The sequence below is a fragment of the Mesorhizobium humile genome, from assembly GCF_033977215.1.
Taxonomy (GTDB): domain Bacteria; phylum Pseudomonadota; class Alphaproteobacteria; order Rhizobiales; family Rhizobiaceae; genus Mesorhizobium; species Mesorhizobium humile.
The window spans coordinates 378,074-403,369 of record NZ_JAVIIV010000004.1 but is presented as its reverse complement, the minus strand read 5'-3'; the positions used below and the strand labels follow the sequence as shown (position 1 = coordinate 403,369).

Annotated in this window: 25 protein-coding genes; 13 read left to right on the top strand and 12 right to left on the bottom strand. The window is 65.2% G+C overall.

What is annotated here, in order from left to right:
* The first annotated feature begins 280 nt into the window (after positions 1–280).
* The gene (locus RFM52_RS09815; RefSeq protein ID WP_320295982.1) at positions 281–778 is read left to right on the top strand and encodes a GNAT family N-acetyltransferase; all 498 of its coding nucleotides are present in this window, start codon (positions 281–283) and stop codon (positions 776–778) included.
* 47 nt (positions 779–825) lie between these two features.
* On the opposite strand, the gene RFM52_RS09810 is transcribed toward RFM52_RS09815, so the two are convergent.
* The 4 genes from RFM52_RS09810 to RFM52_RS09795 form a co-directional block, all read right to left on the bottom strand.
* A complete protein-coding gene (locus RFM52_RS09810) occupies positions 826–1,836 on the bottom strand; it encodes a LacI family DNA-binding transcriptional regulator (protein ID WP_320296387.1) in 1,011 nt (336 codons plus the stop codon).
* A 104-nt stretch (positions 1,837–1,940) separates the two neighbouring features.
* The gene (locus RFM52_RS09805; RefSeq protein ID WP_320295983.1) at positions 1,941–2,951 is read right to left on the bottom strand and encodes a zinc-dependent alcohol dehydrogenase family protein; all 1,011 of its coding nucleotides are present in this window, start codon (positions 2,949–2,951) and stop codon (positions 1,941–1,943) included.
* Positions 2,952–3,047: 96 nt separating this feature from the next.
* The gene (locus RFM52_RS09800) at positions 3,048–3,818 is read right to left on the bottom strand and encodes an L-iditol 2-dehydrogenase (protein ID WP_320295984.1); all 771 of its coding nucleotides are present in this window, start codon (positions 3,816–3,818) and stop codon (positions 3,048–3,050) included.
* Positions 3,819–4,070: 252 nt separating this feature from the next.
* Positions 4,071–5,384, bottom strand: a complete 1,314-nt coding sequence (locus RFM52_RS09795) for an ABC transporter substrate-binding protein (RefSeq protein WP_430699256.1) — start codon at positions 5,382–5,384, stop codon at positions 4,071–4,073.
* A 286-nt stretch (positions 5,385–5,670) separates the two neighbouring features.
* On the opposite strand from RFM52_RS09795, the gene RFM52_RS09790 reads away from it, so the two are divergent.
* The 3 genes from RFM52_RS09790 to RFM52_RS09780 all read left to right on the top strand — a co-directional run bounded on the left by RFM52_RS09790 (position 5,671) and on the right by RFM52_RS09780 (position 8,996).
* Positions 5,671–6,648 (top strand): tagatose kinase, encoded by a 978-nt coding sequence (locus RFM52_RS09790; RefSeq protein WP_320295986.1) that lies wholly within the window; start codon positions 5,671–5,673, stop codon positions 6,646–6,648.
* Positions 6,645–7,928 (top strand): D-tagatose-bisphosphate aldolase, class II, non-catalytic subunit, encoded by a 1,284-nt coding sequence (locus RFM52_RS09785; protein ID WP_430699257.1) that lies wholly within the window; start codon positions 6,645–6,647, stop codon positions 7,926–7,928. Before RFM52_RS09790 ends, RFM52_RS09785 begins: the two co-directional genes overlap by 4 nt.
* 66 nt (positions 7,929–7,994) lie before the next feature.
* Positions 7,995–8,996 carry an aldo/keto reductase gene (locus RFM52_RS09780; protein WP_320295987.1) on the top strand — a complete coding sequence of 334 codons (1,002 nt, stop codon included), beginning with the start codon at positions 7,995–7,997 and terminating at the stop codon, positions 8,994–8,996.
* 31 nt (positions 8,997–9,027) lie between these two features.
* Here the strand turns inward: RFM52_RS09780 and RFM52_RS09775 are convergent, their stop codons facing one another.
* From RFM52_RS09775 to RFM52_RS09765, 3 genes are all read right to left on the bottom strand, one after another.
* Positions 9,028–9,657: a glutathione S-transferase family protein gene (locus RFM52_RS09775; protein WP_320295988.1), complete on the bottom strand. Its 630-nt coding sequence runs from the start codon at positions 9,655–9,657 to the stop codon at positions 9,028–9,030.
* Between the two features lie 279 nt (positions 9,658–9,936).
* Complete coding sequence (locus RFM52_RS09770) at positions 9,937–11,034, bottom strand: flavin-containing monooxygenase (RefSeq protein ID WP_320295989.1); 1,098 nt, start codon at positions 11,032–11,034, stop codon at positions 9,937–9,939.
* A gap of 86 nt (positions 11,035–11,120) precedes the next feature.
* Positions 11,121–11,354, bottom strand: a complete 234-nt coding sequence (locus tag RFM52_RS09765) for a hypothetical protein (protein ID WP_320295990.1) — start codon at positions 11,352–11,354, stop codon at positions 11,121–11,123.
* Between the two features lie 117 nt (positions 11,355–11,471).
* Here RFM52_RS09765 and RFM52_RS09760 point away from each other — a divergent pair, with 117 nt between their 5' ends.
* A complete protein-coding gene (locus RFM52_RS09760) occupies positions 11,472–12,065 on the top strand; it encodes a DUF922 domain-containing Zn-dependent protease (RefSeq protein WP_320295991.1) in 594 nt (197 codons plus the stop codon).
* Here the strand turns inward: RFM52_RS09760 and RFM52_RS09755 are convergent.
* A complete protein-coding gene (locus tag RFM52_RS09755; RefSeq protein WP_320295992.1) occupies positions 12,062–13,516 on the bottom strand; it encodes a LuxR C-terminal-related transcriptional regulator in 1,455 nt (484 codons plus the stop codon). The genes RFM52_RS09760 and RFM52_RS09755 overlap by 4 nt on opposite strands.
* On the opposite strand from RFM52_RS09755, the gene RFM52_RS09750 reads away from it, so the two are divergent.
* A complete protein-coding gene (locus RFM52_RS09750) occupies positions 13,508–13,936 on the top strand; it encodes a DUF1127 domain-containing protein (RefSeq protein ID WP_320295993.1) in 429 nt (142 codons plus the stop codon). The genes RFM52_RS09755 and RFM52_RS09750 overlap by 9 nt on opposite strands.
* Before the next feature lie 3 nt (positions 13,937–13,939).
* On the opposite strand, the gene RFM52_RS09745 is transcribed toward RFM52_RS09750, so the two are convergent.
* Positions 13,940–14,359: a VOC family protein gene (locus tag RFM52_RS09745; protein ID WP_320295994.1), complete on the bottom strand. Its 420-nt coding sequence runs from the start codon at positions 14,357–14,359 to the stop codon at positions 13,940–13,942.
* A gap of 436 nt (positions 14,360–14,795) precedes the next feature.
* On the opposite strand from RFM52_RS09745, the gene RFM52_RS09740 reads away from it, so the two are divergent.
* The gene (locus RFM52_RS09740) at positions 14,796–16,004 is read left to right on the top strand and encodes an MFS transporter (RefSeq protein WP_320295995.1); all 1,209 of its coding nucleotides are present in this window, start codon (positions 14,796–14,798) and stop codon (positions 16,002–16,004) included.
* 65 nt (positions 16,005–16,069) lie between these two features.
* Here RFM52_RS09740 and RFM52_RS09735 read toward each other — a convergent pair whose 3' ends face one another.
* Positions 16,070–18,364: a cation:proton antiporter domain-containing protein gene (locus tag RFM52_RS09735; protein WP_320296389.1), complete on the bottom strand. Its 2,295-nt coding sequence runs from the start codon at positions 18,362–18,364 to the stop codon at positions 16,070–16,072.
* A gap of 340 nt (positions 18,365–18,704) precedes the next feature.
* Here RFM52_RS09735 and RFM52_RS09730 point away from each other — a divergent pair, with 340 nt between their 5' ends.
* From RFM52_RS09730 to RFM52_RS09710, 5 genes are all read left to right on the top strand, one after another.
* Entirely contained in the window at positions 18,705–18,911 is a 207-nt protein-coding gene (locus tag RFM52_RS09730; protein WP_320295996.1) for a hypothetical protein, read from the top strand.
* Positions 18,912–19,032: 121 nt separating this feature from the next.
* Positions 19,033–19,818, top strand: a complete 786-nt coding sequence (locus tag RFM52_RS09725; protein ID WP_320295997.1) for a DUF2270 domain-containing protein — start codon at positions 19,033–19,035, stop codon at positions 19,816–19,818.
* 175 nt (positions 19,819–19,993) lie between these two features.
* Positions 19,994–20,293 (top strand): hypothetical protein, encoded by a 300-nt coding sequence (locus RFM52_RS09720; RefSeq protein ID WP_140831796.1) that lies wholly within the window; start codon positions 19,994–19,996, stop codon positions 20,291–20,293.
* Positions 20,294–20,418: 125 nt separating this feature from the next.
* On the top strand, positions 20,419–20,778 hold the full coding sequence (locus RFM52_RS09715; RefSeq protein ID WP_320295998.1) for a hypothetical protein: 360 nt from the start codon (positions 20,419–20,421) through the stop codon (positions 20,776–20,778).
* Positions 20,779–20,862: 84 nt separating this feature from the next.
* A complete protein-coding gene (locus RFM52_RS09710; RefSeq protein WP_320295999.1) occupies positions 20,863–22,947 on the top strand; it encodes an alpha/beta fold hydrolase in 2,085 nt (694 codons plus the stop codon).
* A 7-nt stretch (positions 22,948–22,954) separates the two neighbouring features.
* Here the strand turns inward: RFM52_RS09710 and RFM52_RS09705 are convergent, their stop codons facing one another.
* Positions 22,955–23,785 (bottom strand): aldo/keto reductase, encoded by an 831-nt coding sequence (locus RFM52_RS09705; RefSeq protein ID WP_320296000.1) that lies wholly within the window; start codon positions 23,783–23,785, stop codon positions 22,955–22,957.
* A gap of 223 nt (positions 23,786–24,008) precedes the next feature.
* On the opposite strand from RFM52_RS09705, the gene RFM52_RS09700 reads away from it, so the two are divergent.
* On the top strand, positions 24,009–24,281 hold the full coding sequence (locus tag RFM52_RS09700) for a hypothetical protein (RefSeq protein ID WP_320296001.1): 273 nt from the start codon (positions 24,009–24,011) through the stop codon (positions 24,279–24,281).
* A 15-nt stretch (positions 24,282–24,296) separates the two neighbouring features.
* On the opposite strand, the gene RFM52_RS09695 is transcribed toward RFM52_RS09700, so the two are convergent.
* A complete protein-coding gene (locus RFM52_RS09695; protein WP_320296390.1) occupies positions 24,297–24,893 on the bottom strand; it encodes a TetR/AcrR family transcriptional regulator in 597 nt (198 codons plus the stop codon).
* Between the last annotated feature and the right edge of the window lie 403 nt (positions 24,894–25,296).

Genomic DNA, 25,296 nt, shown 5'->3' with positions numbered 1-25,296 from the left:
GAGCTGTGTCTCCTGCTCGGCGGGACAGCACTCCCGTCGCACCAATGGCCCGCTGCCGCCTCTATCGGTTTGGCAGCGGGCTGTCGGGCGGTGCATGCACGGGCCGGTTCTTCACCGTTGCCGGGCTCGCGCTTGGGCCGATTCAGATCGTTCAGCCGCCCGTGATATCCGCTGCAACGCCCGGCACGGGTGCCGACGGGATCGGCGCCTTTCACGTGCGCGGGGATTGGCCCCACCCCGCGCTTCGCCCTATCTTGAGATTGCAACAAGGACAACGACGATGACCCGCATCCGAGCGATGACGAGGAACGACCTTGTCGAGGTATCGCGCCTGCTCGGCCAATCCTGGCGGCGAACCTATGCGCCGATCATGGGCGACGAGGCCGTGGCACGACTTTCCGACGAGAAACATGCGCCGGAAAAGCTCGCGGCCGAGCTTGAGGACGAGGACAAGATGTCCTTCGTCGCCGAACGCGCCGACGGCTCGATCGCCGGCTATGCCATGGCGGCGATGGACGCAAAGGGCGACGTGATGCTGGAGCGCCTGCACCTCGAGCCGCAGGCATTCGGCAGCGGCCTCGCGGTCGACCTTTTGCACGCGGTGCTGGCCGCGCATGCCGGCATTCCCTCGATCGCGCTGGAGGTGATCGAGGGCAACGACCGCGCGATCGCCTTCTACCGCAAGCATGGCTTCGAAGTGGTCGAACGCCGCGTCGCCGCGCATGGCGTCGGCGGGCACGCCTCGTTGATCATGCGCCACATGCTGCCGAGGGCTTAGAGCACGGTTGCAGGAATGGCGCCTTCGGTGAATTACTCCCTCACCCCTCAAGCCGAGCGGCGCAGCATCAATTCGGCGTTGAGCAGGACGCGCGCGTTGTCGCGCTTGGCGGCCGGCGCATTCTCGTCCAGCCGCCGCAGCAGGAGCTCGATCGCCAGGCGGCCGATCTCGTTATAGTTCTGCGCCACGGTGGTGATCGGCGGGCAGGCATAGCGCGACAAAGGATGGTCGTCATGGCCGGCGACGCGCAGATCGCAGTCGGCGCCGTGACCGACCTTGAGGCCGAGTTCATAGGCGGCGCTGATGACGCCGAAGGCGATGCGGTCGTTGGCGCACAGTACCGTCCCTGTCGGGAAGCCTTGCCCTTTCAGGATGCGCAGTGCCTCGTCATGGCCGAATTTCTCGAAATCCCAGGAGCCGACATCCTCGACCGCCACGATCGAGGGCGTCATCTTGAAGCCATGCATGGCTTCGACATAGGCCTGCTGCCGGGCGGAAGCGTTGTTGTTGACCAGCGGCATGGCGAAATAGCAGGGCGGCTCGCCGGAACGGCAGAGATAGTCGACGATCAGCCGGAAGCTCTGCCGGTTGTCGGTGCCGACGAAGGACGAAGTCTCGTCGAGCGGCGAGTCGACATAGATCAGGGGGATCGAAGCGCCGAGCTCGGCCAGGATGCGATGGTGCGAGCGCACGCCTAGCGGCGCGATGACGGCGCCGGCGATGTTCATCGACCGGAACGTCTGGATCGCCTGGTCCTCCATCTCGGCGCGGCCGTCGGAGGACAGCACGAAGGCGAGGAATCCGGCCTCGTTGGCGATCGTCTCGATGCGGCGCGTCAGCGCCATGTAGAACGGGTCGGTCGAATTGGGGATGATGACGCCGAGGATGTTGGAACGGCGGCGGTTCAGATTGACCGCGAACATGGACGGACGGAAGTCGGATTTCTTCAGCGCCGCCTCGATGGTGCTGCGCGTGTTCTGCCGCACCGAACCGGGATCGTTGAAGTATTTCGAAACCGTGGTGCGGGACAGGCCGACAAAGGCGGAAAAATCCTCCATCGTCCTGATCGTCTTTGCCATCCTTCTGCCCCTGTCGGTACCGGCGTCACGACTGTCTACTTGAGTCACCTCGCGACGCAAAGGCAGGCAATCGTGCTCCCCGTTCAAGCCTCGGCCGAGAACTGGACCTTCATCGTCGCCGGATTGCCGCCCTTGGCGAAGAAAGGCAGCACCTCGTCGAGCGGCAGTCGATGGCTGACCAGCCTCGCCATGGTGCCGTCGTCGCGACTCAGGATCGCAAGCGCCTGCGGGATGTTGCGGTTCAGCGAATGCGACCCGGCCAGCCTGATCTGGCGGCGGAAGATCTCGAATGGGGCGACCGCGATCCTGGCGTCGGGCGCGCAGACGCCGAAGACAAGCGCGGTGCCGCCATCGGCGGTGAGACCGATCATGCCTTCGACCACCTTGGCGATGCCGGTGGCGTCGGCGACGAGGTCGAAGCCCTGTGCCCGCGCCGCCAGGTCCTGCGATCCGGACACAAGCGGCTCCAGCCCGAGCGACGCCGCGAAGGCGAGACGCGGTTCGCTGATGTCGGCCACCGCCACTTTCGCCACGCCGCTGGCCTTGAGCGACAGGGCCATCAGCAGCCCGATCGGCCCGGCGCCGAAGACGAGCGCATTGCCGGGCACGTGACCGCCGGCCTCTACCCCGGCCGCGCCGAGGCCGTTGAGCACGCAGGCGAGCGGCTCGGCGAGCGCGGCCGTTTCAAAAGCGAGATCGCCGATGGCGTGGAGATGGTCGACGGCGACGAGGCTGTATTCAGCGAAGCCGCCATTCTCGGTCACGCCATAGGCCTTCAGCGTGGCGCAAAGGTTGGTGAAGCCTTTACGGCAGGCCGGGCAATTGCCGCATGAGATGTTGGGATCGACGGCGACGCGGTCGCCGGGCTTAACCGATGTGACGTCCTCGGCGACCGCCTCGACCGTGCCGGCATATTCATGGCCGGGCACGAGCGGGAACGCGCCGGAACCATAGCGACCATGCAGCACGTCGATATCGGTGTGGCAGAGCCCCGCCGCGCGCACCCGCAGCAGAGCGTGGCCTGGCCTGATCGCGGGCATGCCGAGCTCAGCCATGCCGGCATCGCCGGCCGCGGCAAATCGGATGGCCTTCATTGTCGTCTCCTGTTTCGACGCAATTCCGGACGGAAGGCTACGGCGAAGTCGCCGAGCCCGACCGCTTCACACTTTTCCTGGAATTGCTGCGGTGCCTCAGCTCATCCAGTTGCCGCCGTCGACATTGTAGGTCTGGGCCAGGATGTAGTCGCTGTCCGACGAGGCGAGGAACACGGCGAGCCCGGCAATGTCCTCCGGCTGCGCGAAACGGCCGATCGGCACCGACTTCGCCACCGCCGCCTTCTTCTCGCCCGGCTTCAGCCCTTCCCATTTGGCGAAATGCGCATCGACCACGTCCCAATGCTCGCCATCGACGACGCCGGGCGCAATGGCGTTGACGTTGATGCCGTGCTTGACCAGCGCAAGCGCCGCCGACTGGGTCGCTGAAATGATCGCCGCCTTGGAGGCGCAATAGAGCGTCACCAGCGCCTCGCCGCGGCGGCCGGCCTGGCTCGCCATGTTGATGATCTTGCCGCCACGGCCGCGTTTGATCATCACGTTGGCCACCGCCTTCATCACGAAGAGCGGCCCTTTGAGATTGATGCCGAAGACGCGCTCATAGCTCTGTTCGGTGATGTCGGTGATCGGCGCCATGTCGAAGATGGCCGCGTTGTTGACCAGGATGTCGATGCCGCCGAATTCGCGGTCGATCTCGGCGACGACGCTCTCGATCGCGGCAAGGTCGGTGACGTCGAGCTTCTTGGCGCTTGCCGCCTGACCGATCTCCCGTGCCGCGCGTGTTGCCCGCTCGATGTCGATATCGGCGATCACCACTTTCGCGCCTTCGCGCGCAAAGGCCTGCGCGAAGCCGAGGCCGATGCCGCGCGCGCCGCCGGTGATCAGGGCGATTTTGTCCTTCAGCTTCATTGCAAATTCCAATTCTTCCGCGTTTCGAAAATGTTTGCCGGGCGCAGGCAGTTATCCAGCCCGCTCTCGAGGAACGCACGGACCCACCTTTGCTCAGGCAATTCCGAAGGAAGAAACGCTACGCGCTTCTCCTCGAATTGCCAGGCGGATCCGCGCATCCTCCGGCCGGCCGCAAGGGAGTTTCTGCGGCGGGCCGGATGGCCGGGAGGCGGCGCACGTTCCGCTTCCCGGCTTCACCTTGAGCAGGCCCGCCTATTTGATGTAGCCCGCCTCCTCCATCGTCTTCTCGACCGAAGCCTGGACTCCGTTCAGCGCATCGTCGACCGATTGTTCGCCGGTGACCGCCGCGGCGATCGCCTGGCCGACCTGCGTGCCGATGCCCTGGAATTCGGGAATGGCGACGAACTGGATGCCGGTATAGGGCACCGGGTCCTTGGTCTGCTTGGTTGGATCGGCGGATTCGATCGCGGCAAGCACGGTCGCGGCAAAGGGTGCCGCCTTCTGGTAGTCCGCGCTGGCATAGGTGGACTTGCGCGTTCCCGGCGGTGCCGCGACCCAGCCTTCGGTCTCGCCGACGCGCTGGACATAGGCCTTCGAGGTCGCCCATTTGACGAAGGATTTCGCCGTGTCCGCCTTCTTGGTCGAGGTCGGGATGGCGAGGCTCCAGGCCCAGCCCCAGGCCGAACCGTTGGGCGTGACCGCGACCGGCGCCTTGGCGAAGGCGACCTTGTCGGCGACCTTGCTCTGCTTCGGGTCATAGACGCGTCCGGCGGCGGACGTGGCGTCGATCCACATCGCGCAATGGCCGGAGGCAAACAGCGTCTGGTTCTCGTTGAAGCCGTTGGAGCTGATGCCCGGAGGGCCATTCTTCTTCATCGTGTCGACATACCAGCCGATCGCCTTCTTCCACGCATCGGAATTGAGCTGCGGCTTCCAGTCCATGTCGAACCAGCGGCCGCCGAAGGTGTTCACCAGCGTGCCGACGAAGGCCATGTTCTCGCCCCAGCCCGGCTTGCCGCGCAGGCATAGCCCGTACTGCTCCTTCGACTTGTCGGTGAGCTTGTCGGCGAATTCGGTGACCTGGTCGTAGGTCGGCTGCTCCGGCATTTTCAGGCCGGCGGCGTCGAACAGGTCCTTGCGGTAGAGCGTGAAAGAGCTCTCGGCATAAAACGGCACGGCATAGAGATTGCCGTCGACGGTGAGGCCGCTGCGCACCGGCGCGATCAGATCGTCATAGTCGTAGTCGGCGCCGAGATCGTTGAGCGGCGCCAGCCAGCCGGCCTTGCCCCAGATCGGAGTCTCGTAGCCGCCGATGGTCATCACATCGAACTGACCGCCCTTGGTGGCGATGTCGGTGGTGACGCGCTCGCGCAGCACGTTTTCTTCCAGCACCACCCAGTTGACCTTGTTGCCGGTCGCCTTTTCCCACTCCGGCGCCAGTTTCTGCATGATGATCATGTCGCCGTTGTTGACCGTGGCGACCGTAATTTCCTCCGACAGGGCAGCGCCTGCCATCAGCGCCGAGGCGGCAGTGGCCGCGGCGAGAATTCCCAAAAGCCTACGCATTGGCATTCCGTCTCCTCCTTTACGAATGCGCATGCAAAACTGAACATGCGTGCATATTCTATTACGCTACGGGATCGCTTAGTCAAGTCCCGCAATCCGAGCTTTCACAATACGCGTTCATGCCTCCAGGTTTTCTCAACCAAGAAGACACGCACTCTAGTTGGCATGAAAGTGAACATGCGCGTAGTTTTTGTTGACATCGCCACCGCCACGATTTACCTCGATCGAAGCTCGGCGCCATCGTGAACGTTGGCACCGGTACGGCTGGGGAGAAGGAATTGGATCAATGAGCCGAGGGGAGATTGCCGCCGAAGCGACCGGGCCGACGATCGTCGCCGGCGAGATCCTGGTCGAGATCATGGCGAGCGAGCGTGGCCAAGGCTTCCTCGAACCGCTGGCGCTGACCGGCCCCTACCCCAGCGGCGCGCCGGCCATCTTCATCGATCAGGTGGCGAAGCTCGGCGGCGGCGCCGGCATCATCGCCTGCGTCGGCCGCGATGATTTCGGCGCCATCAACCTGGAGCGGCTGAGGCGCGACGGCGTCGACGTCTCGGCCGTGTCGGTCAGCGACCGCTATCCGACGGGAAGCGCCTTCGTGCGTTACAGACCCGATGGCGGGCGCGACTTCGTCTACAACATCGCCGAATCCGCCGCCGGCCGCATCAGCCTGACGGAAGAGGCGCGGCGGCTGGCCGACGGCGCCGGCCACCTCCACGTCATGGGTTCGGCACTCTCGATCGCCGGGCTGAAAGAGATCGTCGCCTATGCCGCGAAGGCGGTGCGCGCCCGCGGCGGCTCGACCTCCTTCGACCCGAATGTGCGCAAGGAACTGATCGACGGCGCCGACGGCGCGCATTTTTCGGCGCTGGTCGACGACGCCGACCTGCTCTTGCCCTCCGGCGACGAACTGCTCGCAGCGGCCGGCGTCGCGGACGAGCGACAGGCAGTGGCGGCGCTGATTGCGCGCGGCGTCGGCGAGATCGTGCTGAAGCGCGGCGCTGCCGGCTCCACCCGCTTCGGCGCCGACGGCAGCCGCACCGACTGCGCCGGCTTCGTCGTCGAGGAAGTCGACCCAACCGGCGCCGGCGACTGTTTCGGCGCGACCTATCTCACCTGCCGCCGCAACGGCATCGAGCCCGGCAAGGCGCTGCTTTACGCCAATGCCGCGGGTGCGCTCAATGTGACGCGGCTGGGGCCGATGGAAGGGCTGGCAGGCTTCGACGCGCTCGACCGCTTCATAGCCGGGACGGACCGGGCCAAATGACGATGACGACCAACCCGCTTCAAGGCCTCGCCACTGCCCGCCGCAATGGCAAGCCCTACGGCATCACCTCGGTCTGCTCGGCCCACGCGCTGGTGATCCAAGCGGCGATCCGGCGCGCCGTCGCCGACAGGGACGCCGTGCTTCTGATCGAGGCCACCTGCAACCAGGTCAACCAGTTCGGCGGCTATACCGGCATGACGCCGGATCTGTTCGTCGCCTTCGTACAGGGGATCGCCGCCCGCGAAGGGCTCCCTGCTTCACGCATCATCTTCGGCGGCGATCATCTGGGACCAAACCCGTGGAGGGCGGAGCCGGCGGCACAAGCGATGAGCAAGGCCGAAGCGATGGTCACGGCCTATGTCTGGGCGGGTTTCAGCAAGATCCATCTCGACGCCTCGATGGGCTGTGCCGGCGAGCCGGCGGCGCTCGACGACGAGACCATCGCCACACGCGCCGCGCGGCTCGCCAAGGCGGCGGAAAAGGCGGCGCGCTCGCGCGGCGGCGCCATGCCGCTCTACATCATCGGCACCGAGGTGCCGGTGCCCGGCGGCGCCGACCATGCCATCAGCGACCTGAAGCCGACGGAGGCCAGAGCGGCGCGTCGCACCATCGACATCCATCGCGACACCTTCGCCCGCGAAGGGCTGGAGGAAGCATTCAGCCGCGTCATCGCGGTGGTCGTGCAGCCGGGTGTCGAATTCGGCAGCGAAAATGTCGTCGCCTACAGGCCGGAGGCATCTGCTCCGCTGACCGCGCTGCTCGACCATGAAACAGCTCTCGTCTACGAAGCGCATTCGACCGATTACCAGAGCCGTTGGGCGCTAACGGCGCTGGTGGCCAACGGCTTCCCCATCCTCAAGGTTGGGCCCGGCCTGACCTTCGCGCTGCGCGAGACGCTTTACGGGTTGGATTTGGTGGCCTCCGAAATGGTCTCCGGCTATGGCGAGCGCTCGCTTGCCAAGGCGATGGAAACGCTGATGCTTTCCGCGCCTGGCCATTGGCGCAGCCACTATCACGGCGACGCGACAAGTCTCCATCTGCAGCGGCATTACAGCTACAGCGACCGCATCCGCTATTACTGGAGCAACCCCGCGGCAAGCGTTGCGGTCGCGCGCCTGCGCGAAGCTCTGAGCGGCATCGCCATTCCCGAGACGCTGATGCGGCAGTTCCTGCCGACGCTGCCGGCAGAGCTCGGCGCCGCCGGCAATCCCGAGGCGATCCTGCTCGCCGCTATCGACAGCGTGCTTGCCGACTATGACGCCGCCTGTCGCCAGGCCTGACGCTGGACGCTTCCTCTCCTGGCCCTATAATTTAGCCGGATCGAAAATTCGGCGGAGCAAGACACGATGAGCCTCGGCAAACACAAACTCGGCGGCCAGGGGCTCGAAGTCTCGGCCATCGGCCTCGGCTGCATGGGCATGAGCCAGGCCTACGGCCCGGCCGACGAGGCGGAGTCGATCGCAACGATCCACCGGGCGATCGAGCTCGGCTGTACGTTTCTCGACACGGCCGAGGTCTATGGGCCGTTCGTCAACGAGGAACTGCTGGGACGCGCGCTGAACGGCCGGCGCGGCCAAGTGACGATCGCGACGAAGTTCGGCTTCCGTATCGTCGACGGCAAGCAGTCCGGCACCGACAGCAGGCCCGAGCATATCCGCGAGGTGGTCGATGCTTCGCTCAAGCGCCTTGCCACCGACCATATCGACCTCCTCTATCAGCACCGCGTCGACCCTGCCGTGCCGATGGAAGACGTCGCGGGCGCGGTCGCCGAATTGGTGGCCGAGGGCAAGGTGCGCTTTTTCGGCCTGTCGGAAGCCGGCATCGCCAACATCCGCCGCGCCCATGCGGTGCATCCGGTCTCGGCGCTGCAGAGCGAATACTCGCTGTGGGAGCGCAACCTCGAGCCCGAGATCATCCCGGCGCTGAAGGAATTGGACATCGGCCTGGTGCCGTTCGCGCCGCTCGGCCGCGGTTTCCTCGCCGGCGACGTCAGGCGCGCGGAAGACTATCCCGAGGGCGATTTCCGCCGTGGCGATCCGCGCTACCAGGGCGAGAATTTCGACCTGAATGTCGCCGCGGCCGCCACGGTGCGCGACATCGCCGACGCCAAGGGGGTAAAGCCCGGCCAGATCGCGATCGCCTGGCTGCTCGCCAAGGGCCCCGATTTCGGCATCGACATCGTGCCGATCCCCGGTACGAAGCGCCGGACCTATCTGGAAGAGAATGTCGCGGCGGCGGATATCACGCTGGACGCCACCGAGATGCTCGGGCTCGACATGGCGCTGACGCCCGACAAGGTGTCGGGGCCAAGGTATAACGAGCGGACGATGTCGCTGGTGGACCGGTAGGCGTGGTTTCCTCTCCAGGAGGAGCCGCAGCTCATCCGCGCGAATGCGGATCGATGCTGTAGGGATGCACCGGATAGCCATCGCCGATCACCTCGCCCACCCTTTCCACCCAGGCTTCAACCGCCGGATGGTCGGCAAGCGAGAAGCCGCAATCCTCGGCGCGGTGGGCGTAGGCGTATACAGCGATGTCGGCGATGGTGAGCGTGTCGCCGACCAGGAAAGCTGTGTCGCGCAGGCTACGCTCCAGCGCGCCAAGCGCCCGCACACCCGCCTCGCGCTTGCCCGCGACCAGTGCATGGTTGCGCTCCAGGCGGCCGGTCAGCGTCCAGAAGCGCAGCGAGCCGATGACCGGTTCGACATAGTACTGTTCGAAGAACAGCCACTGCATCACCTTGGCGCGGGCAAGACGGTCAGCCGGCAAATAGGGCGTGTCCTCCGCGACGCAGACGAGGATCGCGTTGGACTCGGCGATCGCCTGGCCATTCTCGACGGCGAGCACCGGAACGGCACCTGCCGGGTTGAGCTTCAGAAAAGCCTCGGTGCGGCTCTCGCCTTCGAAGATCGACACCATACGGGTTTCGTAGGCGATGCCGAGCAGGCCGAGCAGGACGCGAATTTTCCAGGCGTTTTGGGACGGGAGATAGTCGTAGAGCGTGAGCATGGAGTGGGTCCCCTAATGTGATGGCGCGGCGTGCCACGATGGATGCCGAGGCACCACCCGATTCAGGCATCGCAACCCAAAACACCCGGAGTCAGCGCGAGGCGCCGCCCCTTCTGTCCTGCCGGACATCTCCCCCTACGAAGAGGGACATTAGCCGCCACGCCGGCTTTCGCCAATCGTCAGCTTTTTTCAGGTGATGGCCGGCGCCAAAGCACTGATCTCCTCCAACGTGGAAGGCATGTCCGGCGCTCGGCCTTACATGTTGGCCGCATTTCGCCCTCACCGCCTCGCAATATCCTTCGCCACCGCCTGCGCCTCGATGCCGATCTCGCGCAGCAGGCCGGTGACCGGATTGTAGAAGCCGACGAGATAGACGCCGAGCTCCGTCGCGCGGGCATTCACGCCGCTCTTTACCGGCCGCAGTTCCGCCGAAAGGAAACCGTCATAGGCCGGGCGGTAGCCGGTGGCGAAAATCGCCGCGTCGAATTTCTTCTCCACCCCGTCGGCGAATTTCACGCCGTCCGCTGTGAAGCTTGCGATATCCGGTGCAATGCCGATCCTTCCCTGCTTGATCGCTGCCACCGTGCCGACATCGATCACCGGAATGCGGCCGGCTTCGATCCCTTGCAGGATGCCCTGTTTCGGCCGCACGATGCCGTATCTCTCCAACCTGCCCAGCGCCAGATCGAGAATCTTGGGGAACATCCAGTCGTTCAGCGCCTGCGGCATCGGGCGGCTGGCGATGCCCACCATCTGGATCGGCACGCCGAACAGCTGGCGCGGCACGATATGGACACCCTTGCGTACCGAGATGGTGGGCCTGGCGCCGCTTTCGGCGAGGTCGAGCCCGATCTCCGCGCCCGTATTGCCCATGCCGACGACCAGCACGTCCTTACCGACATAGGGCGCGGCCTCGGTATAGGCGGCGCTGTGCAGCACCTTGCCCTTGAAGGCCTCGATACCCGGGAAGGCCGGCGTGATCGGCTCAGCATTGTTGCCGGTGGCGACGACAACCTTACGGGCATTGAAGGGCCCGGCATCGGTCTGGACCAGCAGACGCCCACCTTCGCGGCGGACCGATTTGACGGTGACGCCGAAGCGCGGCCTCAGCCCGAAACGCTCGGCATAGGCATCGAGATAAGCGACCACTTTCTCGCGCGGGACGTAGCGTGGATGGTTTTTCGGGAACGGCACGAAGGGCAGCGACGAGAAGGATTTCACCGTGTGCAGATGCAGCCGCCGGTAATGCCGTCGCCAGGCCGGCGCAACCTCATTGGCCTTTTCAAGGATGATGAAATCCTGCCCCGCCTGTTTGAGGCAGGCGGCGACCGCGAGCCCGGCAGGGCCGGCGCCGACGATGACGACATTGGTGTCCAAAGGCCCCTCCTCCCGCCCAAGCGGCAGAGGCTATGACGAGAGGCGTGCGGGCGACAAGTAGGGAGAAGCCCCTAGAGAGAGCCGCGCTACTCCATCGCGCCCGGCAACGCGGGCTCGTCCTCGGGCGGTTCGAGGATCTCGATCAGTTTCGCCACGCGGGTGCCGGGCATGGCATGGCCCTCATTGACCAGCGCCTCGTCGGCGCCGATCCAGGCGAAGGCCTCGCGCAGTTCCTCGAGGCTGGCGCCGGTGAGCGCGATATCGGCGATAACGGCCTCGTCGACCGGTCCAAGCACGGAAATGATGTCGTTGCGGGTCATCTTGTCCTCCCCCATCGGTCGGGATGATTGCCCAAGGAAACGGCTGAGCGGTGGAAGGGGTTCCGGAAATCCCCAGGCCGGCTTCTTCCAGACGAGGCCCGATGCTATGGCTCGCCTATGAAGCCCGCCCTCCTCCTCGCTGCCTTGCTCCTGTCCACGCCGGCGCGCGCAGACTGGAAGCCCATCGAAAAGATCGACACCTACGCCGTCTCGGGCGAGAGTGCGGAGCAGCTCTATCTCTCGATCGGCGAGAAGGGACCGGTGGTCGGCACGGCCGGCAACGCGCGGCGCGTCATCGCGCATACTTTCTTCAAGCTGACCTGGCAGCGCGACTACCAGCCGCAAGGCGGCGCCTGCGTGCTGAAGACGGCGCGGCCGAAGCTGATCATCACCTACACGCTGCCCAAGCCGGCGGGAAAACTTGGCTCAGCCTTGCAGGCGCGCTGGGACACCTTCGCCGCCGGGCTGATCGCGCATGAGAAGGTGCACGGCAACGGCATCGTCGACATGGTGGACAAGATCGTTGCCTTCAGCACGGGCCTCACCGCCCAGAACGATCCCGGCTGCAAGAAGGTCCGGGCGGAGCTGACGGCCTATCTAGACCAGCTCTCCAAGGCGCAGCGCCAGGACAGCCGCGACTTCGACAAGCTGGAATTCGGGCAGGACGGCAACATGCTGAAGCTGATCGCGGCGTTTCTGGGCGGGGGTTAGCGGATCGGCGCCAGCTTCGCTGCCTCGCGGATGGCTCGGACGGCATCCGGATTGGTGACGGGATAGCCCGCTATGAAACCCTCGACCGAGAAGCCCGGAAATTCGCTACGCAATCGGGCCGCGATGGCAGCAGCCTCGGGTCCGTCGCCCAGCGTGGCATGAGCGAGCATGAGGAAGATCAGCACGTGTGGAGAATTCGGCGTGCTCCGCCGCAGCGCGGCTATGGCTTCCCGGTGCCTGCCGGCCGCGAACAGGACCCGGCCCTGCATGCCGAAATACCAGGGCGGGGCAAGCGGGTTGAGGCGCATGGCGCGCTCGATTAGCGGGATGGCTTCCGCCGGATCGCCTGCGACCAGCGCCTTGCTGCCGGCAAGCAGCGCCAGCGTGTCAGCATGGTTGGAGCCACATTCGAAGGCGCGCCGGTGGGCGTCTTCGGCCGCCTTGAGATCGCCGAGGCAACCCATGAGATCGCCGAAGCAATTGTGCGCGCTGCTGTCGCTCGGGTCGAGCCGCAGCGCGTTCTCGACCGCCCAGCGCCATTTCCCGACCGAGGCTTTCAGATCGTCGCCGAAGCCGTTGCACGCCTCGATCGAATAGGCGTAGGCGAGTTCGGTCCAGGCCCTGACCAGGGTCGGGTCAAGCTCGAGTGCGCGCGAAAACAGTCGGATAGCTTCCCTGTTGCCGCTGCGGCTGAAGGTGTTGTGCTGTTCGACACCCAGCAAGTAGCAGTCGTAGGCGCGCAAGCTGGCCGGCGGCTTGCGACGGATTGCATTGCGACCCACTGTGGCGATCGCGCCGAAACAACCGGCAAGCACGTTGATTACGCTTTCCGTCAGGCTGTCCTGCAGCGCGAAGATGTCTTCGACGGGCCGGTCGAAGCGTTCGCTCCACAGGCTGACGCCGGTCCGCGCGTCAGCCAATTCCATCGTAAGCCGCACCCGCAGGGCGTCGGCGCGCAATTGGCCGGACAGAATATAGGCGGCGCCCAGAGCCTTGGCGTCGGTGGCGAAATCGGCCGGCTTGCTGCCCAGCGCCTTCATGGTGTGGAATGCGACGACCGGCAGATCCGCGTAGCGCGCAAGGTCGACGGTGATGTCCGACGACAGGCCGTCGGCGAAGCGGCGCCAATGCTCGTCGGCGGTCAGGCATTCGATGGGAAAAATCGCAAGCACCGGCGAAGCATCGGCCACCGCCGGTGGCCCCGCCGGCGCGGTCCCGATTGCGTTGATATGCATAGCCAGCGCGACCTTGCTGCGCACGCCGAGCTTTTCGTAGATTGCGGCGAGATGGGTGCGAACGGTGGACGGCGCGATGAACAGCGCCTCGCCGATCTCGCGATAGGTCATGCCGGCAGCGAATTTCTCCGCCACCATGCGCTCGCGATCGGACAGGGCCGGCGGGGGCTGCCCCGGCGAAAGCGCGGCCGGTGTGGGCGTCGCGTTGTGGTTCATCCCGATCCCCTGCCCGCGGACGACAACATTATCAACGCCCGCCACTGCAAAATACTACAAATGCAGGACCCAAAACACTGCATGCGGCCGATGGCGCGGCCGGGCGCCGCGGTTCAGGCTCCTCACATGCCCTCGATGAGGGACATTCATTCCGAGGAGCCGATGATGAAACCGACGTTGAACACGATTTCCGATTTTTACGGCGCCGTGCGGCTCGATGTCCGCGAACCGCCGGTCGGAGAAAGCCTCCTGCCACGCCGCCCTGGCCTCTTCGGCCTTTTCGTCGTGTGGCGCGAGCGCGCCTCATTCCGCGAGCAATTGGCGCTCAAGGCGCGCGACACGCCGTATCTGATCGGCGATATCGGCCTGACCATGGATGAGGTGCGGCAGGAACTGGCGAAACCGTTCTGGCGCCGATAGGCCTCAGAAACTCACCACAACCGCCGCGGCACTTCGCCTGGCCTCGCCGTGGAACACCGCCTCGATGTTGTTGCCGTCGGGGTCGAGCAGGAAGCAGGCGTAGTAGCCGGGATGGTAGGGGCGCTCACCCGGCGCGCCATTGTCCTTGCCGCCGGCGGCAAGCCCCGCCTGGTAGAAAGCATCGACCATGGCGCGGTCCCTGGCCTGGAAGGCGAGATGGTGGCGGCCGGTGAGCACGCCGCGCGCCGCGCGACTGTCGGCGCTGGAGACGAACAATTCGTCCGCCCAGAAGTAGTCCTCGGCTTCGCCGCCGATCGGGATGCCCAACACCTCGAACAGAGCGCCGTAGAAACGCCGGCTGGCCTGGAGGTCGCGCACCACGAGCTGGAGATGATCGATGAGCCGGCCGCGATAGAGTTCCATGCGGGTTCTCCTGTTGAGGGGTTCAATTTAGATGGGAGCGGCGTGGGGTCAATGCGGGGTGCTTCTGACTGCTGACATGCAGAAAGGCTGGCGGGACAGCCCCCCTCTGGCCTGCCGGCCATCTCCCCCACGAGGGGGGAGATCAGATGTCACGCCGGCTTTCGCCAATCTCCTAAGTCGTAGAAAGAGCGCAGGCGCGAGAACTGCCAATCTCCCCACTTGTGGGGGAGATGTCCGGCAGGACAGAAGGGGGCGCCGTAGAGCACTTGCCTCTCAGACAATCGGCAATCTCTGACCCGCCAAAAAACTAGATAAAAAATGCAACCAGATTGTAGGATCGGTTCCCGCCCTGACGTCCTTCGGACGCAAACGGCCCGGTGGACTGGAAAAACCGTGCCGCATCAAACAGGATGCCTTTCGGCATGGGAGCAGAACCATGAACCATTCCTATCGTTGGGTCATCGTCGCGGCCGGCGCGCTGATGACCTGCGTGGCGCTCGGCGCGATGTTTTCGCTGGCGATCTTTCTGGAGCCGATGTCGCTCGACACCAACTGGTCGCGCACCGGCATTTCAAGCGCCATGACTTTGAACTTCCTGGTGATGGGCCTCGGCGGTTTCGCCTGGGGCGCGATCTATGACCGGGTCGGCGCGCGGCCCGTCGTGCTCGCCGGCGCGGTGCTGCTCGGCCTGTCGCTGGTGGTGGCGAGCCGCGCCCATTCGCTGCTAACCTTCCAGCTCAGCTATGGCGTCATCGTCGGGCTGGCGGCCAGCGCCTTCTTCGCGCCGATGATCGCGCTCACTACCGCCTGGTTCGACACCAATCGCAGCCTCGCCGTGTCGCTGGTCTCGGCCGGCATGGGTGTCGCGCCGATGACCATCTCGCCCTTCGCCCGCTGGCTGATCACGGCCTATGACTGGCGCACCGCCATGTTCGATATCGGCGTCATGGCCTGGGTGCTCTTGCTGCCCGCCGTCTTCCTGGTGCGCCAGCCGCCGACGGCGGTCGCGGCAAGCGACGGCACGCCGGCGCCTGTCACCGACGATCCCGGCATGAGCGTCGGCCAGGCGCTGCGCTCGCCGCAATTCATCGTGCTGGGCTTGACCTTCTTCGCCTGCTGCGCGGCGCATTCGGGCCCGATCTTTCACATGGTGAGCTATGCCATGTCCTGCGGCGTCGCGCCGATGGCGGCCGTGTCGATCTATAGCGTCGAGGGGCTCGCCGGCCTTGGCGGACGCGTGCTTTACGGCGTGCTCGGCGACAGGCTGGGCGTGAAGCCGGTGCTGGTCGCCGGGCTGGCCATTCAGGGGCTGGTCATCGCCGCCTACCTCACCGTCGGCCAGCTCGAGCAGTTCTACCTTCTGGCCGTCATCTTCGGCGCTACCTATGGCGGCGTGATGCCGCTCTACGCTGTGCTGGCGCGCGAATATTTCGGCCTGCGCATCATCGGCACCATCCTAGGTGCCGCCACGATGCTCTCAAGTCTCGGCATGTCGCTCGGGCCGCTTGCCGGCGGCATGATCTATGACGCCACTGCCAGCTATCACTGGCTGTTCATCGGCTCGGCGCTGATCGGGCTCGGCGCCGCCGGCATCGCCATCGCCTTCCCGCCGCAACCCAGCCGGCAGAAACTGCAGATGGCGTGAGCAGCACCGGTTCCTTTCCCCTGCCTTGTCGGGGGCGAGGAACCGAGCTTGCGGAGATCAGCTAATCACCCAGTCCCCGTTCCCGTGCGCACCGCCTCGCGGTCGCTCTCGTCGCGTTTCACCCGCTCGTCGGAGATCAGCACCACCGGGCATGGGCTTCGCCTCAGCACGCCGGTCGTCGTCTCGCCGAAGATCAGCTCTTCGCCCTGGCGCCGCGCCACGCCCATGACGATCAACGCCACGCTGCGGCTGGCCTGGCGGGCAATGGCATCGGCGGCTGCGGCTCTGCTGCGGATCGCGGTCTCGATCTCGACGCCGTAGCGGTCGGCGAGCGCGACGATATCCTTCAGCACCGCTTCCCTGCGGCGATGCGAGACGGTGTCGCGTGGCTCGTCGCGACCAACCCTGGCGACATAGAGCATCTTGACCGGCGCACCGGTGACGGCGGCGATGGCCAAGGCCAGTTCGGCGCCGCGGCGGGCGACCGCAGTGCCGTTGACCGGTACCAGTATCTTGCCCGATCCCGGGCCGAGCTTCGGCGTTTGGCGGCCTACGGCTGCCGGTTTCAGCACCAGGCAAAGCGGCCCATCGAAGGCGCCGGCGACTTCGTTCAGCCGGTGCGAGAAGCCGCCCTTGGAGGTGACCGCGCGACCGAGGCCGACGAGCAGCATGCCGTAGCCTTTGCGCGCCTCCCTGGCGACCGTTTCGGCCGAAAGCTCCTCATGCTGGCGGCGGGTGACCGGCGCTTCGCGCACTGGGCTCTCGTCGGATTTCTTCGCGGCCTCGCGGCTGTCCTCCGCACCTTTTTCGATCTCGTCCAGATGCAGCCCCTCGGTTGGCTCGGCATCGATCTCACCGCTGGAATGCAGCACTGTCATCGGCTTGCCGGCGCCGATGACGCCGGCAAGATAGGCGGCAAAGCGGCCGACGACGCCCTCGTCGACCACCACCAGAAGCCTCTCCAGATTGGCGACGAAACCGCGCTGGTCCACCTCTTCGCGCTCCAGGCGCTTCTTCTCGTTCTCGCCGATCGGCAGGCGCCGCAGCGCCCAGCGCAATGTCGGCGGCATGACGAGGGTGGTGATGACGGCCATGGTGAGGATCATGGTGAAGAGGTTGTGCGACAGCACGCCCATCGAGAGGCCGATCGAGGCGACGATCACTTCGGTCGAGCCACGCGCGTTCATGCCGCAACCCACCGCGATGCCTTCGGCACGGCTCATGCCGGCGACTTCCGCGCCGATGAAGGCGCCGCCGAACTTACCGATCGAGGCGATCACCACCAGCGCCACGGTAAGCAATGCCAGCTGCGGGTCGATCAGCACGGTGAGATCGGCCGATAGGCCGGCGACGCCGAAGAACACAGGCATGAAAAGGGCGGTGATGATGCCGCGCAATTGCCCTTCGATATGCCGCGACAGGATCGGCGACTCGCCGACCAAAATGCCCGCGACAAAGGCGCCGAGCACGGTGTGGACGCCGATCAGGTCGGTGATCAGCGCCATCGCGCCCATGATGGCGAGAATGACGGTGACCACCGCGTATTCCGAACGGAACGTGTCGTTGGTCCAGCGGATGGCGTCGAAGACGATGCGGCGCCCGAGCGTGAAGGAAAACGCCATGAAGGCCGCGACGCCGAGGATGGTGAAGGCAAGATTGCCGATCTCGATCCGCCCCTTGGTTGCGATGCCGATGGTGATGGCGATGATTACCCAGCCGATCGTGTCCTCGATGATGGCCGAGGACACGATGATCTGGCCGAGGTCGCGACGCATGAAATTCATGTCGCGCACCACCATGGCGACGATCTTGACCGAGGAGATGGAAAGCGCCGTGCCAAGGAACAGCCCGGCCACGATGCGCTCGCTGCCGGTCGCAAGCAGCGAAGCCGGCATGAACTGCGCGGCGGTGAAGCCGAGCGCGAAAGGCACGGCGACGCCGGCGGCCGAGATCGAAAAACAGGCGCGGCCGACGCGGCGCACGAGCCTCAGATCCGTCTCCATGCCGGTGAGCAGGAGCAGCATCAGAACGCCGAGCTGGGCGATGGCGTTGATCATCGACTTCTGCGAGGCGTCGCCGGCGAAGACCAGCCGCTCGGCCTCCGGCCAGACCCAGCCGAGCAGCGAAGGGCCGAGCAGGATACCGCCGATCAGCTGCCCCATCACCGCGGGCTGGCCCAGTATTTCCAGCACCTCGCCGATACCGCGCCCGACGACCAGAAGCAGGATCAGCTCGGCGACGAAGATGCCTTCCGAGGACATGCCGGTCCTCTCGGCGGCGAAGGCGACGGCGGGCATCAGGGCGAGCGCGGCAGCACCAAGCGCGATCCAGATCGACAGCGACCGTCGCCGATTGAGCATGTTGAACAATATGCACCCCTCATTCCTCGCGTCGGCATAACGGTTTGGCGCGAGGATCGTTGCACGGCTTTTCCTCGCCCCATGAAATGGGGAGAGGTGCCTCGGCGAAGCCGAGACGGAGAGGGAGAACGCCGGTTCGACCGGTAAAAGCGCCTCTATGAGGAAGACATTCGCCCTACGAAAGATCCTCTCCGTCCGGGTTCGCGGATACCTCGCCCCGCCTTTGGCAAGGGCGAGGAAAAGCTTCTACAATTCTAATCAAATGCCACGGCCGATTTTTGCTTCGCGGTAAAGCGACTCGACGATGTTGGCCGCCAGGCGGGGCAATAAGGAGAAGCTAATGAAAAGCGACTTTGCCGCCGCCCACCTGCACCTCGACCGGGCGTGCCATTACCTGCGTGGCGACGATGAAACGAGCCGTGCCGCGCTTCAAGCGCTCGACCTTGTGATCGAGGCGGTGGCGGCAGCCCAGCATGCCAGGCCGATGGCCGATGTGCTACCCTTTCCGCGGCGCGCGAATGGTGGTCTTCCCCCGCTTGCATCCTGACTTATGCGCCTGAAAAGGCGGGAACATTTTGGGGCGGCCGCACGTTGTGCTATACGGGGTGTGGCCGGCCTGTTCTTAGTCGGGATGCGGCCGGCCATGGCAGCGGGAGGCGCATGGCAAAATGTCCCAGACGACGGCCGCAAAATCCACCGGCGCGGCCACGGCCTCGAAATCCACCGAGGCGAGCGCGCCGGCAACATCGACCGAGAAGGCAGCACCTCCGCGCGCCTCCGACACGCTGGCGCTGAAGCTCAGCTCTGCCGAATTCACCACGACGCTGTCGCATTTCCACCGCGCCGAGATTGCGCGCATGGCCGGCTGGCGCGACCGGCTCGACCGCACCAGCAACTGGGCGATCACCGTGGTGGCGGCGATGCTGTCGGTGTCGCTGTCGACTCCCAGCGCGCATCATGGCGTGCTTTTGTTCGCGATGCTCCTGATCACGCTGCTTTTGTGGATCGAGGCGCGGCGCTACCGCTTCTTCGACGTCTACCGCGCCCGCGTGCGGCAGTTCGAGCGCTACTACTTCGCGCAGATATTTTCGCCGCAGCCCGACTATGCCTCCAACTGGCTGGCCATACTGGGTGAAGGCCTGCGCTCGCCGCGTTTCCTGATCTCGCAGCGCGCGGCGCTGATCCGCCGGCTGCGCCGCAACTACATCTTCATGTACACGATCCTGCTGCTTGCCTGGATCCTGAAGATCACCACGCCAAGCCTCTCGCGCGAAGGCTCTCCGATCGGTTTCGGCGCCTCGCTCGTCGATACGTTCCGAGTGGCGACGCTGGGGCCCATCCCCGGCGTCGTCGTCGTGTGCGGGGTGAGCGCCTGCTATCTGGCGCTGCTTGCCGCCGCTTTCCTGGTCCGCTCCGATGATGGCGAGCTGTCCTTCGGCGATGTGCATGTGTGAGTGAGGCAGTAGGCAGTAGGCAGTAGGCAGTAGGGGGATAGCCGCTTTCCATGCTGCCTCGCAACGCCCTTTTTCCTATTGCCTACTGCCTACTGCCTAGTGCCTACTGCCCAGCAATGGCTTCAGGCTTTGAATCGCAAAACCGGTCCAAGTGTCTGTTTCTGGAGGAGATCGCATGGACGACACCGACCAATGGCGCAACATGGCGAGCGCGCCGCGGGACGGCAGCCGCATCCTGGTGACGGTGCGCTCCTCCGAACAGGGGCCGGCCGAGGTCGACATGGCCTACTGGTCGCGCGCCGACCAGTTCGGCGAGGAAGGCTGGCGGGCGTCGGACTCCTCGCCCGGCCGCGTCGTCGAATATGCCGAGCCGGAGCTCAGATGCTGGATGCCGCTGCCGACCGCTGGGCGCGGGTCGATGCCAAGCCCGTGGGAGGGTGAGGACGTGCCGCTGGTGGACGGCGATGGGATTTAAGGCGGCCTACCCCGACTATTTGGTGCAAGCGGCCGTGACGGCCGATCCCCCAGTAGGGGACATTTCCCCACAAGGAGGGAGATTGGCTGTGCACCGGCTTTCGCCAATAAGCGGCGTTAGCTGTCGTGATCTTACAGAAGGCGGCTTCTGGGCTTAAACCTAGTTGCAAAAACTTTTTCGGCACGCCGAGAGAGTGCCGACCCGATCCAGGTCGCGAAGGCAAGAAGCCGAAGCGCGAACCCTTCGAAGTCGACGATGGATGTACTCACCTGCCGATGCTTGCGTTGCCGGTCAAGGTACCACGCCAGCGCAATATCATGCCGACACGGCGCGCTGATGTCCTGCCCGCCGATTTGGTCGTCGCCATGCCAGATTGGCCATTCGCTCGGGCGTTGCACGGCATCCTCCTCAGATTGATGTCCAATGCGGATAATCTGGAGGAGGACCGTGAGAGACACGCAGCAACCGGCGTGATCAAATCGTGAAAAATGCTGGCCGCATGAGATCCGGGTTGAATTAGAGACTGCTAAGCGAAAGAATTGCCTCGATCATGGTCGGGGTGGCTTCCGATGACGGCGCCGCATCTTCACCTGCTGGGTGGTTTCGACTTTAACGGCGTCGGGGCGACGGCTCCGGCCTTCAGTCGCAAGGCGCGCGGCATGGTGGCTTACCTTGCGCTGCAGGCCGGGCAGGCGCAGTCGCGCGAAAAGCTCGCGGCGCTGCTCTGGAGCCTCAATGGCGAGGCCCAGGCGCGGATGAGCCTGAGGCAGGCGGTGTCGTCCGTCCGCAAGGCGATAAGCGTCGCGGGCGGGGGGCGCTTCCTCACCGACGGCGCGAACCTTGCGCTTCACCTCGACGATATCGATTTCGACGTGGCGCGCTTCGAGGCGCTGGCCGCGGGCCCCGCGCCCGAGGATCTCGAACAGGCCGCCGCCCTCTATCGCGGCGACCTGCTCGACGGGCTCGGCCTGCGGGAAGAGCCGTTCGAGGAATGGCTGCGGGTCGAGCGCGAGCGCCTGCGGGCGATCGCCGTCGCGGCGCTGGACAGGCTGATCAATCATTACACCACCGCAGCTGACCCCGCCGCTTGCATACGGGCCGCCATGCGCCTGCTGGCGATGGAGCCGCTGCGCGAGGATGCCCATCGTGCCCTGATGCGAAGCTACGCGGCTCAAGGGCGCGTCAACCTGGCGCTGAAGCAATATGAGGTCTGCCGCGACGCGCTGCAGCGCGAGCTGCGGCTGATGCCGGAAGCCGAAACCCGGCACTTGCATGACGAGTTGCGCGCCCGCCGCATCGCGTCTCCTGCCCGGCCCTCGGCTTCGAGCCCCGAACCCGAATCCGCGCGGCCACCAACTCACTATGTCAAATCGTCGGGGGTGAACATCGCCTACCAGGTGACCGGCGATGGGCCGATCGACCTCGTCTACGTGCCGGGCTGGGTCTCCAATCTCGACCTGGCCTGGGCATCGCCGCGCTTCGCGCATGTGCTGAAGCGGCTCGGCTCCTTCTCGCGTCTGATCCGCATCGACAAGCGTGGCACCGGCCTCTCAGACCGCAATGTCGGCCTGCCGACGCTGGAACAGCGCATGGAAGACGTGCGCGCCGTGCTGGACGATGTCGGCTCCGATCGCCCGGTGCTGTTCGGCAGTTCCGAGGGCGGACCGATGTGCCTATTGTTTGCCGCCACCTATCCAGAACGCACCGCCGCGTTGGTGCTCACTGGAGCTTATGCCCGAGGCACATGGTCGAAGGATTATCCTTGGGCCCGAACCGTCGATGAGGTGCAACAGGATATCGACACCGTCGAACGACAATGGGGCGAGCCCGCCGACATGCGCAACGCCGCGCCCAGCCTGATCGAAAACATGGTCGAGCGCGAGTGGTTCGCCGCCTATCTCAGAAATTCGGCCTCGCCGGCCGACGCGATCGCGCTCTGGCGCTGGGGCACCGAGATCGACGTGCGCGACATCCTGCCGGCGATCCATGTCCCGACGCTCGTGCTGCAGCGGACCGGCGATCGCTGGGTGAAGCCGGAGGAAGGACGCTATCTGGCGACGCATATCGAAGGCGCCAGATATGTCGAGCTTGCCGGAAGGGACCACGTGATCTGGGGCGAGGACTGCGACGGCCTAATCGACCAGATCAGGGATTTCGTGATCGGTGCGCTGCCGCCGGCGCGAGCGGAAAAGGTGCTGATATCGGTGCTGGCGCTCGCCATCGACGGCGTGGCCGACGACGCGAAAGCGGCCGGGCAGGCAGACATCGTTCGCGACGGATTGCTGCTTGGCGGCGGCTCGGAGATCAGGCGGTCGCGTGACACGCTGCTTGCCGCATTCCAGCGGCCGACGCGCTCGATCGAATGCGCGATGGCGATCGCCAATCGCCTGGGGCCATGCGGCCTCAAGGTTCGCGCGGCGATTCACATCGGCGAGTGCGAGGCGCGTGGCGAGGACTTTTCCGGCATCGCCATCGAAGTCACGGCGCGGCTTCTGGACCATGCCAAGCCGGGCCAGATCATCGCATCGCGAACGATGCGCGACCTAGTCGTCGGCTCCGGCTTGACCTTCGAGGAACAAGGCGAGATGAAAGCAAGCGGCCTGCCCGGCGCGCTCCAGTATTTTGCCGTAACCTGGGCCCCGCCAGGCCTCTGACTGTCGTTTAGAACAAAAACGCCGCCGTCGCCGGGTCCGGTCCGGTGCGGCCATCACGCGAATCCAGGCCGTGGATGGTCTGCATGTCGCCCGCATCCAGCTCGAAGCCGAAAACGTCGAAATTGCTCGCGATGCGCTCCTGGTGAATCGACTTCGGAATGACGACCAGGCCCTCCTGCAGGTGCCAGCGGATGATCACCTGCGCCACCGACTTGCCGTGCTTCTTCGCCAGTTTCTCCAGCGTCGGGTCCGCCAGCAGCCGACCGCTGCCCAGCGGGCTCCAGCTCTCGACATGGATGCCGTGCTTCTTGTGGAACTCGCGCTTGTCGCGCTGCTGGAAGCGCGGGTGCAGTTCGATCTGGTTGACGACCGGCGTCACGCCGGTCTCGCCGATGATGCGTTCCAGATGATCCTGGTTGAAGTTCGAGACGCCCACCGACTTGATACGGCCGGCCTGCTTTAGCTCAACCAGCGTCTTCCAAGCCTCGACATATTTGTTCTGGCTGGGCACCGGCCAGTGGATGAGAAAGAGGTCGATCCGGTCGATGCCGAGCTTCCGCATCGTATCGTCGAAAGCGCGCAACGCCTCGTCGCGCTGATGCGCGCCGTTGCGCAGCTTGGAGGTGATGAACAACTCGTCCCTCGGCACGGCGGCCGCGCGGATCGCTTCGCCGACGCCTTCCTCGTTGCGGTAGCCCTCGGCGGTATCGATGAGGCGATAACCGGCCTCGATGCCCCAGCGCACGACCTTGGCGGTGATGTCGGGATCGACTTGCCACACGCCGAGGCCGATCTGAGGGATCGTGGCGGCGTCGTTCAATGTCAACTGTTCAGGCATGAATCGTTCCTTCTGCACTGTGGGTTGGCCCCGCCTATGTAGTTTCCAGATTTGGAATGACGAGCTGATGTGCGGAAAAATGGGCGTCCTTGCAGCTGTCGGCCTCCTCTTGTCCATCAGCAATCGCTAATTGACAGGCCTACGGAAAAGGCGCTGACTGACAGGCGGTAGATCGCAACAAGGCGGTCGATTTGGCCTGCCGGCGTCACCGCGGGAGGATCTCATGCCAACTGTCATCGGCCACCACGATATCAAAAAAGGCGCCAAGCACTGGCTCACATCACCTAAGCGCAAGGAACTATTCGGTCCGCTTGGCATAACCAACATCCGCACCTTCGTCGATCCGCAGAATCGTGACCGGGTGGCTGTAATGATGGACGTTCCGGATATGGACAAGCTGGCAGCCCTGATGCAGAGCAAGGCAGCTGCCGATGCCATGGAGTTCGACGGCGTGGTGCCCGAATCCCTAGTCATCCTGGTGGAAGAAAAGGGATAGCCGCCCTGCTGGCCCCTATCCTTTCGCTCCAAACCTCAAGCCGTCCATCAAAAGCTTCACCAGCCTCCCCGATCGCTCGCGCCAGTCGGGCGTGTTCGGCGCGGAGTAGATGCCGCCGAGCGCATGCATGACATCGGAGGCGTCGACATCGGCGCGGATCTTGCCTGCGGCGGCGGCAGCCTCGATCAGGCCCCGCATCGCGCCCGAGACACGGCCGGAGGTGTCGGAGAACAGCGTCGAGTTGGTGGTGAGCAGAAGGCGCAGGCTGGTGGCGAGGCCGCGCTTGGTGGCGATGTAGTCGACGAAGCGCTGCATCCAAAGTTCGAGGGCGACATCGGCCGGATGCTCGCGCGCCAGTTCGTCGGCCGCGTGGCAAAGCCCTTCCACCTCGCGGCGATAGACTACCTCGACCAGATGCTCGCGCGTCGGGAAATGCCGGTAGAGCGTGCCGATGCCGACCCCTGCCCGCTTGGCGATCTCCTCCAGCGAGGCGTCGACGCCGTCGGCCGCGAAAGCCTGCGCCGCCACCTCGACCAGTCTGTCGCGGTTGCGCTGCGCATCGGCGCGCAACGGCTTTGGCGCCGGCGGATCGCGCGTCGCTTCAGCGGTCATTTCACGGTCAGGCACTTTTTTCTCCACCGAACGCAATATGGGGGGTTGAACCATCACTGGCCAGACCCCAGTTAAATAAACGGAGGCACCTCCGCTTTAGTGGAGTACCTTTATCATATAACCAGGGGAAGCGGTATGTCACGTGCTGAAGGACGGAAAGCTTTCCCTGGCCGCTGGAGTGGGACGTGGGAACTGCTAATCTCCCCCCTTGCGGGGGAGATGGCCGGCAGGCCAGAGGGGGGTGCTGTCCCGCCGACCTCTCAGCCGATGACAGGCACTTCCTCTGCGAGGGTGGCTTGTGAACGACAGCCGCAAACGCCGCGTTCCTTCACACCCCCCTCTGCCCTGCCGGGCATCTCCCCCGCAAGGGGGGAGATTAGTCTCTTCGCCGCCGGCGCTTCCC